Below are 19,135 nucleotides of genomic sequence, written 5' to 3' on the forward strand. Positions count from 1 at the left end.
CGCCTCATATTCTTGTTTTGATCCAGCTGGACCACAGCGATTTGTTTTTCAGCGGGATCACGGCCCTCAGCCGGGGTGCAACCCGCCCGAACCAGAGCCTGTAATAGACCAGGTGCAACACACGCGCCCAACCAAGGCAGAGCTTCAGCAAGACAGGGGATATTCCTGATCGCCTTGAGACGATCAGGCGATGAGTGGGCACCGATTCACCGCCATAGACCAGCTTGTAACCATATGCGCCAACCCCGGCTTCGATCCGCGTCACGCCTGCGGCGATCAGCTGTTCGATCATCTGAACCAGGCCGATTTTCCCAAGGCTGAGGCGTTCCAGTTCCGGGTCGGTCGATCTGGCGGGCAACCGCCAATGGCAGGTCTGCCCCTTGACCAGGCAGAATTGGGTGGCAAGGGGGCCGTCCTGGCCCTGCTGTTCGACAAACCAGGTTTCCTGCCCCTGCTGGGTGGCGTCTGCCAGATCGCAGTAGAAGGCGGCGCTGCCAGGCCAATCCACGAAATGGCCTCCTTTTCCAACCTCCTGCCATTGCCGGTTGTGGAAGTCGACGAAATCCCCGAATTGATGCGCATCAGGATGGACCATCCGTGTTGTCAGGCCGTGGTCATTCTGTAGGTGTTTCAGATCCCGCCGATACTGACCCCGCCGTTTCTTGGACAGGTTGGCAAGATAGCCCTCAAACGTATCGGGCAGTTCAAAAACCGTATGGGTGCCAGCCGGCGTGTCGATCAGCGCCAGCCCCGGTGCCACCCCATTGCGGACGGCTGCCAGCATGGTGCCGTGTTCCGAGGCGGGGGTGAAACTGACCAGATGCGCCCGGCCATCGTCGAGAAGGCCGTTCAGGGCCTCGGCGCAGCTGTTCTTTAGCGCGGTTTCCGTGGCGGCCAGTTGGAAAATCACCGTGTTGGGATCGGTTGCGGCCAATTTGGCGATACGGATCCTCACAGGCCCCAGCCAAACCGGATAGATCATGAACGGCAGCAAAGCGACCAACTGCCCCTGGGCGTCATATGCCACAAGGGTCCGGAGCGTTTTACCGCGCCCGAAATGAGCCCACCAGGTCAGGACCCAGACCGGAGCGGCATAGATGTCCGCGCCGGTCTGTCGGGCCAGTGCGGCCCACGCATCGGTCATGTGTTCAAGGCCCTTGACCCCATCAACCCATTTGAATGTCAGCCGGACGTCTGTGTCGGTCACTCTGTCGGCTCCTGGCTGGTCAGGTGATAGCGCAGCGAGGCCCGGGCCAGACGCCGCCGCGCGGCAGCTTCTTCCCGCTGATTTGCGACCGACATGACAAAGCGCAATACGGATGACCCCACAAATACCATCCGGCCGCGGAACAGACCCCAAAGGCCATAATGTTTGCGCAGATAGATCATCTTGCTTTTCTGCATCTGTACGTACATCCGCGAGCGGATCTGGGCGGTGCTTTTGCCGCCTCCCTCAAGGTGCAGGATGCGCGCTGTGGGGGTGAACACGCATTTCCAGCCTGCATCGCGGATGCGACGGCACCAGTCGGCCTCTTCCGAGTAGACGAAGAATGCCTCGTCCAGAAGACCCACGGCCTCGAAGACATGACGGGGCACAAGCATGAACATGCCCGAGACGACGTCGACCTCGCGTTGCGAACGCCGATCCCAGTCTCCGTACTCGGCGCGGGCCAGAAGCGGATTGCGCCGAGACAGGCGGTGCAACCCAAACTCGATCAGCGCCAGGTTTCCCGGACCCGGGTCGGCAAAACAGGTGCGCTGAATGGTGGTTTCATCTTCCAGGACCTGACATCCAGCGCAGCCGACATCCGGGTGCTGATCCAGCCAGTCCAGCATGGTATCGATCGCATCATCCAGAATGATGGTATCGGGATTGAGCAACAGCAGATTGTCACCCCGTGCGATTTCCAGACCCTGATTGTTGGCGGCGGAAAATCCCCGGTTCGTGTCATTGGCGATCAACCGAACATCAGGGAATTCGTCACGGACAAGATCGACGGATCCGTCGCTTGATGCATTATCGACGACGATGACCTCATGCGGCTTCCGGGTCTGCCGGGAAATGGACATCAGGCAGTCCCGAAGAATGTCCCGGGTATTCCAGTTCACGATGACAATGGAAACAGCGCATTCGCTCTGCGTGCCGTGTGACGGTGAAGTCATGAAACCCTGTTCTCGTTACTCACTTACATTTTCAAATTGTTTAGCCATTGTTCTGATCTATGAATACACTCAACGTCATTAAGCGACGGCTGTTGTTAAATAGTAGCTGTGAAATTCAGAGCGAATAAACCGGTATATTGAGGTATTAGTTTGGCTGTGCAGGAACTTGAAGGGCAAGATAGTGTTGCGATTGAATGCACTGAAACCCTGACCGCAGACCGGAATGCCGAATGGATGACGTTTCTGAATGCGGCCCGGCATCAGCATCCGCGGCAATCTCCGTTGTTTACGAATTCGGAACAAAGATTGAATCGCAAGGTGATTTATGCCTCGGCGCGCCGGGATGGGGCGCTTGTGGGTGTCGCTCTGATCTCACTTGAACCGCACCCGTATCTGCCCGGCGCCTGGGCCCGGGCCCACTGCCTGAGCGGCCCGGTTTGCGACGATGCCGCCGACATGGTGGCGTTTCTGGATGGCCTGTGCCGACAGCCGGGGTTTTCAAGGGTCGGCAGCCTGACTGTCACCCCGTTCTGGACCGAAGAAGAGGCCGACACACTGGATGCCGCTCTGTCTTGTGCGGGTTGGCGCGTGGCTGAAGAAGATCAGTTTCGTGAAACCGGATGGGTCGACATATCGGTCACGAGCGAAGAGATCATGGCGGCGTTTTCCAAAAGCGCCCGTCGCGAGGTCAGGCGCGCCGAACGGCAGGGCGTGACGTTCCGAAGCGCGCAGACCCCGGAAGAGTTCCGCATTTTTCTCGAGAGCATGAACCGGTTGCGCGTTTCGCGCAGGCTGCCCGAGCTGAGCCTTCCTGCATATGAGGCGATGTTTGAAGATGTATTGCGGCCCGATGAGATTGGCACCGTGATCATGGCCTGGCAGCAAGAGGCCTTTCTTGCCGGGCTTTTGGTGTATCGCAGCAGGGACATTGTGCACGGCCGGCATTTCACCACCGAGCCGGATCATCTGCGGGCGGCGGGCAATCTGCGTATCGCCCCGGCCTTGTGGTTGGAGGCCATGAGATGGGCCAAGGGCAAGGGCTGTAGCACCTTGGATGTCGAGGGCTATCACGTACCGGTTTCGGGCGAGAAGAAGTTCAACATTCACAAGTACAAGTCAGAGTTCAATCCGCGCGTCGTGCAGCGGATTTCAGCACGTGAAAAGGTGTTGAACCGGTCTGTGTACCTGACGGGAAATGCGCGTGATCTGATCCGGGGGCAGTTGAAAAAGCTCAAGAGGGCAGCTGCGGGTTAGGTCCCTGAACGATTGGTAAGGCGAAGTATGAATCTGGCTAAGAAAGGCAAATTGCAACTGATCCGGGGGGCCGCGCGACGTGGGCCGGTTGTTCTTGTCCGGCAGCTTTGGCTGGCCCTGATGGACAGCTTTGTGCGCAAACGCCATCTGGTATTCCGGCTGGGCGCGACCAGTTGTGCTGCCCAATCACAAGCCGGGCAGGACGCGCAACAGGTGCGGGAAATCCGATCACGCGAAGACCTTACCAGTGTCGAACTGGCCAGCCTGATGGACCCTGAGGCGGCGCATGACTGGGGAATGCTGGAATGGCTGGACGCCGGGTGGCAGCTTTGGGTGCTGACGGAAGAGGGGCGCATCCAGGCGGTGGCCTGGGTTAGGGATGCCGCGCATAGCCGCGATTTCTTTGTGCCCCTCACCGACACAGAAGAGCTGTTCTGGCATGTTTATGTCCTGCCAGAATACCGCGGCAGAAATTTGCAGGGCCGGCTTTGGGACACGATTGTTGCCAACAAAATATCCGCGGGAATCGACGGGTTTTATACCAATTGCCGGGATTACAATTTACCTTCTAGGCTCAATATCCTGAAAACGGGGTTTTCACCGGTTGGGCACTGCAATGAATACCGCCTGACACATCATCGGACTTGGCGGCAGTACTGAAATGCGGGGGTGGCATGAGCAGCGACACACATGAGACCGCGCTTTATTGCGGCGACCCACCCATGCAGTTTGCCAATCTGTTTCGCCGGGACCCGGCAGGCGGATATACGGCCCTGTTTCGGAAACGCCCGGTTTTCTGGAGTTTCAATACCCGCGTGGCGATCCGGGCGGCATGTGATCTTTTGGCCTTGCAGCCCGGGGACGAGGTTTTGGTGCCAGCCTATAATTGCGGCTCAGAGGTTGACCCGCTGATTGACGCGGGTCTTTCGGTCCGGCTGTATCCTGTCTCGGACAATTTACTGGCTGATCCGGATCGCATTGCACCGCTTATCACGGAGCGCACGCGGGCGATTTACGTGACGCATTACTTCGGCGTGATCCAACCCTCACTGACCGGGCTGCGGGCGCTGTGTGACCGGCACGGGTTGCGGTTGATCGAGGATTGCGCGCTGAGCCTGCTGAGTGGTCAGACCCCCGCCGAAGGCCGGGTGGGTGACGTTTCGGTCTTCTGTTTTTACAAGTTTGTTCCGGTTTTGGGCGGCGGCGCCTTGGTGATCAACGCGCCGGATCTGCATGCTGAGCATCCGTTTACACGCCCGCCCCCCCGCAAGATGGTCACCAAGATGCTGCTGCGGGCCGGGCTGGGCAATGTGCTTGGTACAGCGCGCCTGAAAGGGCTGGTGCAGGCGTTGCGGGGCGGTGGACAAATCCCCGTGGACATGTGCCCTGAGAGAGAACTGGAAGATATTCCAAGCCATTACTACTTTGATCCGGCTCTGCGCAGCACTCGCATGAGCGCGTTTGCGGCCCGCCCCTTGCGGGCGTTTTCCGTATCCGAGGCCATCGCAACGCGCCGGGCAAACTGGGAAAGGTACCGTGAACTTCTGACTGATGTCGCGGGTGTGCGCATGCTTGTGCCCGAGCTGACGGTCGACACCTGCCCGCTGAACATGCCGGTGTTGGTGGAGGAGCGCGACCGTGTCGTGCAGGCTTTGCAACACGGCGGGATCGGGGCAACACCTTGGTGGGCGGGATTCAACCGTAATCTCGACTGGACCGGACAGGCCGAAGCGATGGCGCTTAAGAATGACGCCGTGTCACTGCCGCTGCACCAGTATCTTTCCGAGGCGCATGTCGATTACATCGTCTCGGAACTGAAGCGGGCATTGCAGGGGTGAGTGTGACTCAGGACACCCTGGCGACAATCCTGTTGCGCAGTTTCGATGCGAGTTCGAGCGTCAGGCTTTCAAATCCTTTTGGGCGCCCCGACAGCTGCCAAAGCAACAGATGGGTCGCGATATAGGTGAACACGCCGACGATGACCTTGACGGCAAAGCGGATGCGCAGCAGGGGCAGGTCTTCGGCTGAATCGTAAGCCCAGCCGATTGCGTCGCCACTGCCATAGGCGCTGCTGACGATGAGAACCGCGGTGACCATTGCGATGGCCGCGGCGAAGGTGCGCCAGGCCATGAGAATGGGTGTAAGAAGCCCCCCGGTTCCAAAATCCTTGGCCATGACCAGCGCCAGCCCAATCGCGAACAGGCTGGCAGCGCCGGATCCGAGGATCGCGCCCACAAATCCATAGTTGGATCCCAGCAGCACCAGTATGGTTGTTACGACCAGCAGGATACTGTTGCGCAGGAACAGCCGTTTCGTGTCGCCCTGCACATAGCTTGCCGAACGGACATTGGCCTGTAGCGTTTCAATGGCCTTGAGCGGGGCGAGCACCCAGATGACCTGAGAGGCTGCCAGCCATTCATATCCGGCCACCACGACGATCAGGTGATTTGCAACCAGCGCCATTCCGACACTGACGGGAATGATGATGCCCAGCAGAATGGCATTGGCCTGTTCAAAGGCTTCGCGGTCGTTGCCCTGAGTTCTGGAGATGCTGGCAAGCCCGGGATAGATCACCCGCTCAAGTGGCCCGATGACCTGGCTGGTGAACAGTGACACAAGGCGAAAGCCGATTCTGAAAATACCCGCATCCGCCAGCCCCAACGTGGCTCCGATAATGATTTGCGGCATGTTGGTCGTCAGGAATTGCGTGATCTGTGCGCCCAGTGACCATGATGATACGTCGATACAGTCATGCCAGCATCTGAGCGTCAGCCGGGGCCGCATCGGCGCGACGGAAAAGGACCAGATGACGCGTGCGACCTGGGTCAGGAAATTGGCTGCCACAATGGCCCAGAAATCGCGCCAGAACCAGGCAAGGCATACTGCGAACAACGTATATGTGATGCGGCTGATGGCTTCTTCACCAGCCACGAATCCAAACCTGAGATCCCTTTCCAGCAAGGGAAACCGTGTGCTTTTGAGCGAACTGACGATGGCGATCAGACATAAGGCGGGTATCAGCTCGGTCAGGGCAGGCAAGCCCAGAAACCCCATCAGGGGTGCACTGATCCAGATCAGACCAGCGGCGGAAGTACCCAGCAGCAGCTGCATCGTGAAAACTGTATTGAGGTGCGCTTCGGTTACCTCGGGTTGCCGGATCAGGGTCATGGAAATCGCCCGCTGCGCGATTTCAAGCAAGGCCACTGCGATGACGAAATAGGCGATTACACCGAAATCCGTCGGGGTCAGCAGGCGGGCAGTGACGATAAGTGTCAGCAGGCCAAGAATCTGGCTGAAAACACCCGACGCAAACAGTGCTGCGGCCCCGACGACAAGGGGTGAGCCGCGCGGGACTGCGGCACCGGTCGGTTCGGATTTAGGCGAAGGCTTCAACAGCTTTGTCTTTCCACATTCAAAACAAACAACAGAATACCGGGTTAGTGTTTCCTTTTTATCTCCTCTATCAAGTATTCCAACCGGATAGAGAAGTGCCGTTCTGGCAATTGGGCGGGGTCGCTGTTACTCAAGGAAAACCGCACTTTTTTATGTCGAAATCACATGATTTTCTTTCAATGTCAGAAGGTTGTTTCATACTCGGTGATACCTGCGGGTCTAGTGTCCGAAAGTTATCTGCTGTTTCAAGGAGAATTTCTGGCCCAGTGTCTCAGATCAGGCTCCTCATGGGCAAGCGCGTCAAGTATGTGATGCCTGATATGTGTCCGGTGGCGGCCAGTGCCCAGAAGCCGGGGTTCAAAACGGTGTAATGGTATGAAGATTGCGATTTTTGGTCTGGGTTATGTGGGGTTCACGGCAGCATGCTGTCTGACCCGTGAGGGGCATGAGGTGATCGGCGTCGATGTGAATGCCGACAAGGTCTCGGAAATCAATGCCGGGCAGCCTCCGATCAAGGAACCCAAGGTGGCCGAGCTGCTGACCGAGGCACTTGCAAAGAACCTGATCCGCGCCACGGTTGAAATCCCCGACCTGTCGGATGTGGATCTGGCCATCGTTTGCGTCGGCACGCCCAGTTCCACTGACGGCTCGCACAACATGAATTTCGTGGCCGAGGTGACGCGGCAGATTGCCAAGGCCATTTCGCCCGACCGCGCGCGACCGCTGACCGTGGCGTACCGATCCACCTTCCGGCCGGGCACGGTGCGGCAGCTGATCGAGCCGATCTTTCACAGCTATCTGGGCGATCGGACGGGTCAGGCGGTCGAGATCGTCTATAACCCCGAATTCCTGCGCGAGGCTTCGGCGGTGGATGATTTCTTCAACCCGCCCAAGATCGTTGTGGGCACGGTCGATGGAAACCGATCCGCAGTGATGGATGAAATGCACGAGGGGCTGGATGCGCCGGTGTTCTACACCGCTTTTGAAGAGGCCGAGATCACCAAATTCGTCGACAACACCTGGCACGCCACCAAGGTGGCCTTCGCCAATGAGATCGGCCGCATCTGTCACAGCATGGGCGTGTCGGCCAAAACCATGCACGAGATTTTCGTCTCGGACACCAAGCTGAACATCTCGGCCTATTACACCCGTCCGGGGGGCGCGTTTGGGGGGTCATGCCTGCCCAAGGATGTCCGCGCGCTGCAGCATATCGCGGGCGAGGTGGGCGCGCACACCCATCTGATCGACAGCCTGTTGCAGACCAATCAGGCGCACAAGACCTATCAGGCGCAGGACATCATGGCGCGGCTGCCTGATGGGGGCCGGGTGCTGATGGCGGGGCTGGCCTTCAAGGCCGGAACCGATGATCTGCGGGAAAGCCCCAATGTCGATATCGCCCGGCGGCTGTTGCAGGCGGGCTATCAGCTGTCGGTCTATGATCCTGCGATCAAACCGGCCGATCTGCGGGGGCAGAACCTTGGTTATGCCTTTACCCACCTGCCCAACGTGGGCAGCCTGCTGGTGGACCGCGCCACGGCCGAGGCCGGGCCCTGGGATCTGGTGGTCGGTTCAAACCGGATCGTGAATGATCTGAACCTGGGTGATGCAGAGGTGGTAAGAACCTATGAATATGACTAGCCCTGTGCCCGCCGTTCAGCCGATTTCGTTCGAAGAGCTGCGCCAGAGCCAGCCCCTGAAGGGCCTCAAGGTTCTGATCGTGGTGGAAAACCTGCCCGTCCCCTTTGACCGCCGCGTCTGGATGGAGGCGCGCACGCTGGCCGCGGCCGGCGCGTTGGTCTCGGTCATCTGCCCCACCGGCAAGGGCCATGAGGAACGCGTGTGGGAAGATGAAGGCATCAAGGTCTATCGCCACCCGCTGCCGCTGGATGCCAGCGGGGCGCTGGGGTATCTACTGGAATATGGCGCGGCGCTGTTCTGGGAAAGCTGGCTGTCGCTGAAGATCAAATTCACCCGTGGCTTTCACGTCATCCATGGCTGCAACCCGCCCGATCTGATCTTTCTGGTGGCGCTGCCCTTCAAGCTGTTTGGCGTGCGCTATCTGTTCGATCACCACGACATCAACCCCGAGCTTTACGAGGCCAAGTTCGACAAGCGCGGCTTTTTCTGGAAGCTGATGAAGACGTTCGAGCGGCTGACCTTCGCCTCGGCCCGGGTGTCGATTGCCACCAATGAAAGCTATCGCAAGATCGCCATCGAACGCGGCGGCATGGCGCCCGAGGATGTGTTTATCGTCCGGTCCGGCCCTGATCTGAGTCGGCTGCAGCACCTGCCGCCGAACCCGGCCTGGCGCAACGGGCGGAAATACATGGTGGGTTATGTCGGCGTCATGGGTGATCAGGAAGGGATCGACCTGCTGCTGGAATCCGTGGCGCATCTGGTCAAGGTTCAGGGCCGCGACGATATCCAGTTCTGCCTTGTGGGCGGGGGTCCCAGCCTGGACAAGCTGCGCGAACAATCTGCTGAAATGGGCCTGTCGGACTATGTCACCTTCACCGGCCGTGCCCCGGATCGGGATCTGTTCGAGATCCTGTCAACCGCCGATGTCTGCGTGAACCCGGATCGGGTGAACGAGATGAACGACAAATCCACCATGAACAAGATCCTCGAATACATGGCCTTCGAAAAACCCATCGTTCAGTTCGACGTGACCGAAGGGCGGTTCTCGGCGCAGGAGGCCTCGCTTTACGCCAAGGCCAACGATCCGGTGGATATGGCCGACAAGATCACCGACTTGCTGGCCGATGACGAACGTCGTGCCGCCATGGGCCGCTATGGCCGCGCCCGGGTCGAGGCGGAAATGGCCTGGCCCCATCAGGTGCCTGCACTGATCGCGGCTTATAAGCGGATCTGGAAGGGCTGAGGTTCGTTATTCGGCAGCTTGCTTGGTTTCGATGGGTTTTGGCACTTTGGTCCGGCGACGCAAGCGCATGGCCGGAGCTTCAATGAAATGCCATGACAGCACAGCGCAAATCAGCGTGAAAGGAAGCGATATCGCCATGTTGACAACAGGTGTCGTGACCCCCGCCTGCGCCACCAGCTGCTGGATCGGAAAGGCGTAGATGTAGACGCCATAGGAATAGTCGCCCAGTTTGTTATAGCGCAAAAGCAGCGGGGTTTCGGCGTAGCCTGCAAAGAACGTTGCATAAGACAAGCTGACGGCGAAGACCGGCAGAAACAGCGGCGTGAACCAGGCCATAACGGCCAGCGCTGCAGAGGCGGCCAGCAGGGTCCAGGACAGCGGGATGTACTGGCGCCAGATATAGAACACCATCCCTGTCAGGAACGGCAGTCCAAGCCGTGTGAGCTGCTCGATGCGCGGGTTCAGCTCGACAACCATCGCCACCGCATAGACAGCCAGGAACAGCAGCGCCATTGTGGCGAATATCTTCTTCCGGCCCAGCAGGCCAAGAACCCCGCAGATCAGGACGCCGGTATAGCAGGTGACCTCGTAAGACAGCGACCAGAGTGAACCGTTGACTGCGGGTCCGTAGGGGTTGGATTCAAAAACACCAGGCAGCACGTACTGGATTCTGAACAGCAGCATGTTGCGAACGAAGAACTCCCCCGCCTGCGACCAGAAAACGGCAGGTGGCGCCTGTGTCAGCAGAAAACCGGCAACCAGAAGGGTAATCACGGTCACCATCGCAAGGGCGGGAAACAGGCGCAGCGCGCGTGCGGTCAAAAACGAGGTCGCGGATCGTTTCCGATCGAAGCTGCGCGTGATGAAAAAGCCCGAGATCGCAAAGAATATCCAGACGCAGACCATGCCAAGCGACAATCCGTGCAGCGTGGATTCGAATGGCTGGCCGACCGCGCCGCCCCAGCTCAGCGGATAGGCATGTGATACCAGCACCCCACCAGCAGCCAGGATGCGGATCAGGTTGAAATTGTTGTCGCGCCCGTCTGACCGGTCCGCGATAAGCGGCGCAGGCTTCCCCGAGGTTGCACGCGCATCATGTTCTTTCATCTGCGGGTCCTTGGGCTGATGGCATATTCATACTACACGCAATTATTTAGAGGCTGATCTTTGATACAAGGCCCACGGCGCAGTTGACGCAAGTATATTGAAACCTTGAATTTCGGGTGGAAACGATTCCTTCGAACAAACGACGATTGTATCGGCTTTGGCCTTTGATAGCACGGCCGCAGCGGATGGTAATGTATGATTGGTTTCCAGTGCAATCTGTTGAACTGCGCCTTGCACGCCGGCTAACGAACCAACTATGCGCAGCGGTTGCTGTGTGGGGTTGGCAAAGGTCGGAACTGCCGTACCGTTGAAGATCATAAGAAAGGACAAGGGTCTGCAACTGGGCTTGAAAACCCACGAGTCCTTGGCATCTTCCACATAAGCCCCGGCGCCCAGGCTGCGCGTGTCGTGGAGATTCAACGCCTCAAGATAAGAGGCGTAAATTTTGCCATCCTGATACCACCCGACGGTCAACATTAGATTGCGCAACAGAAACAGTCCGGCGATCACCGCAACAGCTGTTTGTTGTGATCGCAGCCTGGCACTGGGATTCAGCGACAAGCTGGCGGCCAGAAGGGCCAGCATCAGAAGCGGGATCCGTTCACTCAGATGTCCGACGCCGAACAAGTTCGGAGGGATTATCAAGATCAGCAAACCGCACAGCGCCACGGCAAGCTTCATACGCCGGTCGATCCGCCATATCCCGGTGATAAGGCCACCGATCAGCACACCCCATAACAGGAGGCCAAAACCCCAGTCGAATGTGCGCCATGTGGATTCAGCCACGCGCAGGAACCCGTCGACGCGCAGATAGGCCTCGGTGCTCAGACGCGCCCATAATGTTCCTTGCTCGGCATGAGCCAGTAGGTTCGAGACAGGCGTGGCGACGCCTCCACTTGCGGTTTTCGTTTGCAGGAAGATCACGGCCGGTGCGACGGCGATCAATACAAGCCTTGCGGCTTTGCGCATCAAAACCGACAGCCCCGGATAGCCTGATCTGAGCGCAAGCGACAGTTCGACCATGCCCAGCAGCAGCCCCCACAGCGCAAAGGCCAGACCGTGAATAAAGAAAAGAAGCAGCCCCAGACAGGCTGTAATGGTCAGTTGCCGGACGGGCCGGTCCTGTGCCGCAATCCAATAGCCGGTTGCGCCCAGCAGAACCCCCAATCCAAGCAGAAAATTCGAAAACCCCCAGATCAGGATGTGGTTATACGCGACCAGACCGGCCAGAAACACGGTCAGCACCGAGAGATGCCCATGCAGAACACGTGACAAATACAGGATACCCGCAAACGGGGCCGCAATGATCAGACCGGCGATCAGCTTAGCACCCAAAAGCGGGGGCAGCACTTTCATGACACCTGTACCCAGAACATCCAGCCCGAGATTGGGCAGCAATTGCCAGGCGGCCTCATAGTTCTGTTGCAGTATGGCCGAGTCCGGAAGATTGGCCAGAATGTAATAGCGGGCGATATGGGCGTAGAAATCCGTCAATGGCAGAACGGGTGTCACGCATAGAGGAATGAGGCTGGCAAGCAGAGTCAGTGCCAGAACTGGTCGCAGAGAACGGCTTTGGGATGTCGTAATCATTTCTGCCGCAGGCACTTTTCCAACCATACACTAAAAACTAAAAAACTGTTTCATCAGGTATCAATAACACATCATTATGCAATCTATTTTTCTTGCCGCAGTCCCTCGGAACCCGTCCACGACGATCTGGCGTCAAAGGCTTGGAAGCCCAAACACTGACCTCCCTTCTTAAAATGGTACAAAACGCGGCAGACGGTTCAGGCTTGGTTCCATGAACCTCTGCAACCTTGCATCCGCATCCGCTTCGGTTTCACCGGGCAGGATGGGGGTCACAAACCGGACCAGAGCGCCATCGGTGCGCCCCATGGTGAAGCCGTCCTGAATGACGCTCATCTTGGCGCGGAAATCATTGACCATACGCTTGCCGCGCTGCTCGAACCAGTAATAGACCAGCTGTTTTGACAGCTCTTTCTGGATCACGGCGCGGTTGACCGTAAAGCTGCCATAAGGCGTGTTGCCCGGGTTGATCTCATAAGGTTCAAGGCTGAAGATTTCCCAGCCGCCCACCGGCAGGCACACTTCGGGCGAATGGATGCCGTCGCCGTCGGTCTGCTTGTCGTAAAAGGCCACGAACATGTTCACGAAGTCGCCCGATCCGGTATTGATATAGGTGGCATTGAGGTAATCGCTGGCCCCCAGAACCTGTTCAACCTGTGGATCCAACGTGGTGGGCGACCCGGACCAGGGGCCAAGCTGCCGTGGATAGAGAACAAACGGGTCACGTTCCACAGGCCGCACTTCGGAAGCGGGCCGCAGGGTCCAGGCGGTTGAAACCGCAAGCGTCAGAAGGGCCGCAACCGCCAGCGCCACCGATGCGCGAATGCCAAAGATACGCAAGGCAACAGAACCCAGCCCCTGGGTATCCAGATCAATGGTCTCGGCAAAGGGTTGCGGATTCGGCGCCAGGCGCTGCAAGCCGATGGCCATCAGGAACAGAATGGCGACGCAGAGCAGGAAGATGATCCAGCCTTCAAAGAAATGCATGAAGCCTTCAGCCTGCTCTATGCCGTGCTGATTGACCAGCACGCCGATCACGCCAATGCGGATCGAGTTCATCAGCACGGTCAGAGGGGCGGCCGAAACCAGCAAAACCACCTTGTGCCAGATCGGGCCACGGTAAAGCAGGGCAAAGAGATACGAGAAGCTCAGGATCGGGAACAGATAGCGCAGCCCGGAACAGGCCTCGGCCACCTGCAGTTTGTAGACCCCCAGATCGATGATGTTGCCTTCGATGAAAACCGAAACACCGGCCATCTGCACGAACCAGACGCCCAGCTCGGACGAAATCCATTGCAGGAAGATCGTGAGCTTCCAATAGACGAACTGCGGCAGTGGCAGCATAAACACCAGATGCAGCACGGGAAGCTGGTGGTATTTGCCCCGCTGCCAGCCGAACACGGTCAGCATGACGCCGCCCACCCAGATGATCATGGCATAGGTGACGATATCGGGAATACGGGCCAGGTTGCCCAGAATGGCAATGAGCAGGGCCGCGGCAATCACAAGCACGCCCGGCCAGCGATCATGCACAACCGGGTTGGGGGGCGGCATATCCCGCAATTCACGCAGGAACAGATACAGCGAGATGATCGGGATCAGCGGGCCATGGCTGTATTCGGGGGTGCTCCAGGCGGCGCCCAGAGACACGATCCCGATCCAGAAGACGGGTACCGATCCAAGCAGCAGCAGGACAAACCAGAACAGCCCGACGGTGTTCATGACCGGCAAGCCTCTTCTGGCCGCTTCAAGGATACTACTGCGGCTGTTTTTCGAATCGAGGTGATGCATCACGGTCCATCATGCACAATAAGGTGCGGCCTGAAATTATGACGGCTCAAGCTCCCGCTATTTTGATCCGTTTTCGGGACATTGGGCGCGGGATGTCCTGATTGTCGATATCATGAACCGCGTGAATGAACGTCAGGGTTTGAGAGAAAAGCGCCGGCCCAAAGTCAGAAAGACCGAGTTTGAAGTTGCCTTAAAGCCGTTCTGATCGTCCATTTCATATTGGTACCCCACGTTTACGGCCCAGTCTTTCGTGACCGCCCGTGTATAGGACGCACTGAACGTACCGCGCTGGCGCGGGTTGGGTTGACCGGTTCCCTCGTCTTCCTGGTCGATGTAATCGATACTGAAAGACAGCCCCGATACCGGGTTGATGAAATAGTCATATGTCAGAAACACCAGTGTTTCGCGTGTTTCTATGCTCTGCGTACTGGTGCCGACCCGGCGTTGCACCGTTGCCCCGATCCGGGAACTGGCCAGCTGATAGCTGTAGTCGAGCTGCCCGATCGGTGTGACTTCGTCGAATGGTCCTCTGGTCAGGCCCACGTTGAAGCTCAACACGCCGTTGGCGCGCTGAAAACTGCGGCCGGCCGTTGCGTTTATCCGTGACCCGTTAACCCCGAATGTCTGGTCAATCTGAAAATCCGCCGAGCCGTCTGGCAGGGTTTTGCTCCATGCGAAATCCCAGACGAAATCCTCGGTTACGGTGTTGGTATTGGTTGTGCGCTGCGTGTCATCCACCTGACTGTAACCGATATTCGCACTGACGGTGGTGACAGGGGATACGTCATAGGTCCCGCCAACTGTCACAACCGTTGTTTGCTCATCGGTTCGCACGTTGTCCTCTGCCGAGAAATCAGTGTAGCCGAGACGCAAGTTGGCCTGAAAAACCGGTGACACCCGCAATGTCGTGATCGCCGTGTAATTGCTTGACTTGTTGTCGAACAGGTTCGGATCGATTGTGTTTGTATAAGTGCGTTCGCTATAGCTGTAGATGAATTGGAACCCGATTGGATCATTCAGGCCGGTTTGCCAATTCAGGTTGCCCAAGGAGTTGACCTGATCCCCGATGGTTCCGATCACATCGGCGGCATCAATTCTGCCATCCAGATTGGTGTCGGTCAGTGAACGATTAAAAGCCAGATCCTGTTCGCGGTAATCCAATAGCAGGTCAAGCTGGCTGTTCTGGCGCGACCGCTGATACGACAGGCGGGCAGACGGGTCCGCAAAGCTGGAATCCGTCCCGATAATCGGCTCATTGGCGATCCGGTACAGTCCGGAAAGGTCAAGAGCCAATCTCGAATCCGAGGTCTGCTTCAGAATACCCAATGCCAGCGTATTCTCCCACCAGGTCGTGGACCCAAGCGAAGGATCGGTCAGGCGAAGATTGCTGTCATGTCTGAGCGACGAGAGATAATCTAGGGTCACACTCAGGCCGGTCCCGGTCCCAATCTGCTGACCGGTCGGCAGGCCGACCCTTCGGGCCGGGTTTCGTTGTGCCCGTTGTGCGATCAGTTGCTGGCTGGGTGTCTGCTGCACAACCGTCGGTGCGACGGTTGTCTGCTGCACGGATGTTTGCTGTGTCGAGGTTTGTGTTTGCTGCGCAGTCGTTTGCTGTGTCGAGGCCTGCTGCCCGACAGCTGGTGTAAACGAACTTATGACAGCGATCCCGCCCCCCAGAATGGTGGACAGCCTGCTCCTGGATTTCCCCACCTGTATCAGCCCCTATTCGAACAAGCGGCGTGCTGGTACGACAACAACGTCTCCGGGTCTAAGCACTGTATTGCCTTGGATGCCACCGCCCGAGCCTTTGTAGTTATAGGTGTATTTTCTCATCACGCCTGTTTTACTGTCAGCCCGGCGCAATTCGATGCGCTTGCGAGCCGCGAAATTGGTCAGGCCACCGGCCTGAGCCAAAACCTGGAGAATTGTTGTGCCTTCGGTTGCCAGATGCTTGCCGGGCACATTGACCTCACCCATGATGAAAACATCGATGGTTGGTCCGGATGCGGCCTGTCCGCCCAGAAGCGGCGGCGGAGCCAGCGACGCCACTGAAATAAAGACTGTCGGCGGCGTATTGAAATTCGAGGCCAACGCCGATGAGAGCGACGCGCTTAATCCGCTGGTCGACTGACCGGCCGCACGGATCGAGCCGGCAAGCGGAAAGTTGATGGACCCGTCCGGCAGAACCAGAATGGTCCGATTCAGGGTGGGATCTTCGAGAACTTCAACCTGCAGCGCATCACCCGGTTGGATTTGATAGGATTGCGCCCATGATGCGGTGGCCACGATCATGGTAATGACAAGTGCGGTCAAGGACCCGATGACTGTACGCATATTCAAATCTCTCACTTTTTCCTACTTATGCCTTCTCACAAGCTGCAAAACAATCAGCAGGGAGTCTGATACATACAAGATGCGGCAGAAATGCAGCGGCGGCGCGCGTGCACTCTGTGCGCTTACTGACCTGCGTTGCTCATCGTGACCAGCCGTTCGATCTCGGCCTCTATGGATGAGGCAATCTCAGCCGAGGCTGCCCCGGTCGCTTCAGCTGCACGAAAACTGCGCAAAGCTTCTTCGTGCCGGTCCAGAGCGGCGTATGTTTTGCCCAGATGGTACAAGACCAGAGGATGCCCAGAGAAAACCTGTGCCGCAGATTCCAGGTACTGGACGGCCTCTTCATAATTGCCGACCTGATACGCCACCCAGCCATAGGTATCTTGAAAGGCGGGCTCTTGCGTGCCCCGCAGACGCTGCGCCAAAACATGCGCTCGTTGCAGGCTTTCGGCATCGTTGCGCTGGGTTGTCAGCAGGCTGGCAAGGTTGTTGGCAACCAAAATCGACTGGCCACTGAGGGGGTAGAGCTTTTCGTAAACGGCAATGGCCTGCTCCATATCGCCGGCCTGTTCGTGAAGCGCTGCCTGCACAAATAGCAGATCGGGATTTTCGGGCAGGGCAATCAGTGCCTCGGCCAGGACATCCTGGGCTTTTTCGATATTGCCACGCTCGGCTTCCAGCATGTGAAGCGCGACCCATGCCCGTGTTATGTCAGGGCGCTCATCGATGATCGCGCGATAAATCTGTTCGGCCTTGTCAAGTTCCCCTTCTTCCGCCAGCGCACGTGCCTTTACAAAGCGCAATGGCAGGGAATCCGGGGTTTCCGTAAGTTTCTGATCGATCCGGGCAAAGGCTTCTTCGTGTTTGTCCTGAGCCAGCATCAGTCGGATAACCGCGATATCAGCGGGCAAGCCGAATTGGGGATCTGCGGCCAATTCGTTGAGAAATTCCATCAGGTCGTCAGAGCGGTTCTGGGAGGCCAGCATGTATGCCCTGAGCTCGTTCGAAAGGCGTTGCGCGTTGGGGTCTGTCAGCGCTTCGAGCGACTTCAGAACAGCTTCAAGGCGGTCCCAATCCTGCTGACGCATATAGGTTTGGGCAAGCAGAGACAGCAGGTCCGGATTTTGCGGGCTTTTGCGCAAGGCATCCAGCAACACGCTCTGGGCAATTTCCAAGTCATTTTTTGACAGCAGATATTGACCATAGCGCGCAGCCTCGGTTCCTGCGTTCTGGGACATCTCCGCAGCCAGGGCAAGCATTTCGCCCATCAGTTCGCGATCGCCGTTGCGCTCGTGAGCATTGGCCATAAGGGTCATCAATTGCGGATCGCGGGGGGTCTGGCTCAGGGCTTCGCGCAGCAGGATAATCGCATCACCGGTCTGATTATCCTCAATCAACCAGGCAGCCTTGAACTTGAGCGCCCCCACCTGTTTCGGATCTTCTTCAAGAATCTTTTCGACCAAAGCGCGAGCTTCTTCAGATTCCCCCTCGCTGAACAGCATCCGGGCAAATTCTACTTCGTTTTCCCGGGTTTGTGCGGTTCGCTCTGCATCTGCCAGAAGATTGCGCATTTCAGAAAGCGCGGTTTGCGTGTCCCCGCTGTGAAATTTCAAAGTGGCCCGCCATGCGCGGAGCTTTGCGGCGTTTGTACTATCCTGCGCGATGATTGCATCAATTTCGTTGATAGCGGCTTGGGGACCGCGATGGTCGTTCAGGAATGCAATAAGGCGTTGAGTTGGCATGTGATCTTCGGCCTGAGGGTCGATCTTCCCGCGCAGAATATCCTCAGCCGCATCCAACTCGTTCCAGTCGATGTAATGCTGAACCAGCATCGCCTCGACGCCCTCATCCTCGGGGTAAAGCTGAAGCATGCCTTTGAGCTGCAAAGCTATCTCTTCGTGTTTGTTCTGAGCCTGTAGGGCACGCAGTCGGATCGCGTACAAATTGTCCTGCTTCGGCACTACGGCCAGTGCGGCATCAATCTCGTTGACCGCATCATCCCAGAGTTCGTTGCGGACAAGCCAGTCGATCACGATTTTCCGCGCGCTCATCAGATCGGGTTTTTGGTCGATCATTTCGCGTGCGGTCCGAATGATGGAATCCGTTCTGGCCACATCCCCGTTACGGATCGAGTCGGTATAGGCCAGGCTGTTATTGATGGACTCGACCTCTATATTATCGGGTTCCAGTTCGGCGGCTATCGCACCATGGCGTCTGACAGCGTCCCAGTTGCCCAAGTCAAACGCCATCTCGGCCAGTGCGAAGTGGCTTTCGAAATTGTCCGGGTATTGTTCGACCAACAACAGGTACTGGCCGAATGCGACTGGGATGTTCTCTCGATCACGCTCAAGCCGGGCATAGGTCAGGCGCGCCTCTTTGTGCTGGCCGTTCAGTTTGAAGACGTTGCGGAATTCGACCAGAGCGCGCTCGACGTCGCCCTCTTCCAGCAAGGCCAGCCCGGCCTGGTAATGTTTCTCGGCCCGCTCTTCAGCGGTGTCACAGGCACTCAGGAACAGGAACGCAGCACACAGAAGCGATGCAAGACGTGGGAGATGGGAAAAGACGGACTGGTTCATGGGTAGGTTTCCACACGATCTGGGCGCAACAAGGATACAGCCATCCCAA

At 57.7% G+C, this 19,135-nt stretch carries 14 protein-coding genes; 5 read left to right on the plus strand and 9 right to left on the minus strand.

All coding sequences use genetic code 11. The annotated features are described in order from the left end of the window. Positions 1 to 4 precede the first annotated feature (4 nt). Complete coding sequence (locus tag GOW31_RS22325) at positions 5 to 1,207, minus strand: GNAT family N-acetyltransferase (RefSeq protein WP_171120470.1); 1,203 nt, start codon at positions 1,205 to 1,207, stop codon at positions 5 to 7. Continuing rightward, on the minus strand, positions 1,204 to 2,163 hold the full coding sequence (locus GOW31_RS19610; RefSeq protein WP_171172428.1) for a glycosyltransferase family 2 protein: 960 nt from the start codon (positions 2,161 to 2,163) through the stop codon (positions 1,204 to 1,206). The genes GOW31_RS22325 and GOW31_RS19610 overlap by 4 nt, the downstream gene beginning before the upstream one ends. A gap of 234 nt (positions 2,164 to 2,397) precedes the next feature. Between GOW31_RS19610 and GOW31_RS19615 the strand changes: the two genes are divergently transcribed. Genes GOW31_RS19615 through GOW31_RS19625 form a run of 3 tightly spaced genes read left to right on the plus strand, consistent with a single transcriptional unit; the run spans position 2,398 to position 5,255 of the window. Then, complete coding sequence (locus GOW31_RS19615; protein WP_171172430.1) at positions 2,398 to 3,417, plus strand: GNAT family N-acetyltransferase; 1,020 nt, start codon at positions 2,398 to 2,400, stop codon at positions 3,415 to 3,417. 27 nt (positions 3,418 to 3,444) lie between these two features. Continuing rightward, entirely contained in the window at positions 3,445 to 4,077 is a 633-nt protein-coding gene (locus GOW31_RS19620; protein ID WP_171172432.1) for a GNAT family N-acetyltransferase, read from the plus strand. A 14-nt stretch (positions 4,078 to 4,091) separates the two neighbouring features. Continuing rightward, positions 4,092 to 5,255, plus strand: coding sequence for a DegT/DnrJ/EryC1/StrS family aminotransferase (locus GOW31_RS19625; RefSeq protein WP_171172434.1), 1,164 nt, complete (start codon positions 4,092 to 4,094; stop codon positions 5,253 to 5,255). A 7-nt stretch (positions 5,256 to 5,262) separates the two neighbouring features. On the opposite strand, the gene GOW31_RS19630 is transcribed toward GOW31_RS19625, so the two are convergent. Beyond that, positions 5,263 to 6,810, minus strand: coding sequence for an oligosaccharide flippase family protein (locus tag GOW31_RS19630; RefSeq protein WP_171120482.1), 1,548 nt, complete (start codon positions 6,808 to 6,810; stop codon positions 5,263 to 5,265). Positions 6,811 to 7,185: 375 nt separating this feature from the next. Between GOW31_RS19630 and GOW31_RS19635 the strand changes: the two genes are divergently transcribed. Continuing rightward, entirely contained in the window at positions 7,186 to 8,448 is a 1,263-nt protein-coding gene (locus GOW31_RS19635; protein WP_171172436.1) for a nucleotide sugar dehydrogenase, read from the plus strand. Beyond that, entirely contained in the window at positions 8,435 to 9,691 is a 1,257-nt protein-coding gene (locus tag GOW31_RS19640; protein WP_253284307.1) for a glycosyltransferase family 4 protein, read from the plus strand. The genes GOW31_RS19635 and GOW31_RS19640 overlap by 14 nt, the downstream gene beginning before the upstream one ends. Before the next feature lie 6 nt (positions 9,692 to 9,697). On the opposite strand, the gene GOW31_RS19645 is transcribed toward GOW31_RS19640, so the two are convergent. The 6 genes from GOW31_RS19645 to GOW31_RS19670 all read right to left on the minus strand — a co-directional run bounded on the left by GOW31_RS19645 (position 9,698) and on the right by GOW31_RS19670 (position 19,086). Further along, the gene (locus GOW31_RS19645; RefSeq protein ID WP_171172438.1) at positions 9,698 to 10,798 is read right to left on the minus strand and encodes an acyltransferase; all 1,101 of its coding nucleotides are present in this window, start codon (positions 10,796 to 10,798) and stop codon (positions 9,698 to 9,700) included. 42 nt (positions 10,799 to 10,840) lie between these two features. Next, positions 10,841 to 12,388 carry a hypothetical protein gene (locus GOW31_RS19650; RefSeq protein WP_171172440.1) on the minus strand — a complete coding sequence of 516 codons (1,548 nt, stop codon included), beginning with the start codon at positions 12,386 to 12,388 and terminating at the stop codon, positions 10,841 to 10,843. A 168-nt stretch (positions 12,389 to 12,556) separates the two neighbouring features. Continuing rightward, complete coding sequence (gene xrtD, locus GOW31_RS19655; RefSeq protein WP_253284308.1) at positions 12,557 to 14,107, minus strand: VPLPA-CTERM-specific exosortase XrtD; 1,551 nt, start codon at positions 14,105 to 14,107, stop codon at positions 12,557 to 12,559. A 201-nt stretch (positions 14,108 to 14,308) separates the two neighbouring features. Beyond that, a complete protein-coding gene (locus GOW31_RS19660) occupies positions 14,309 to 15,742 on the minus strand; it encodes a hypothetical protein (protein WP_171120503.1) in 1,434 nt (477 codons plus the stop codon). A gap of 156 nt (positions 15,743 to 15,898) precedes the next feature. Continuing rightward, complete coding sequence (locus GOW31_RS19665) at positions 15,899 to 16,510, minus strand: polysaccharide biosynthesis/export family protein (RefSeq protein WP_170346999.1); 612 nt, start codon at positions 16,508 to 16,510, stop codon at positions 15,899 to 15,901. A gap of 122 nt (positions 16,511 to 16,632) precedes the next feature. After that, complete coding sequence (locus GOW31_RS19670; protein WP_171120506.1) at positions 16,633 to 19,086, minus strand: tetratricopeptide repeat protein; 2,454 nt, start codon at positions 19,084 to 19,086, stop codon at positions 16,633 to 16,635. Positions 19,087 to 19,135 lie beyond the last annotated feature (49 nt).

This window comes from Ruegeria sp. HKCCA0370 (genome assembly GCF_013033705.1).
Classification (GTDB): domain Bacteria; phylum Pseudomonadota; class Alphaproteobacteria; order Rhodobacterales; family Rhodobacteraceae; genus Ruegeria.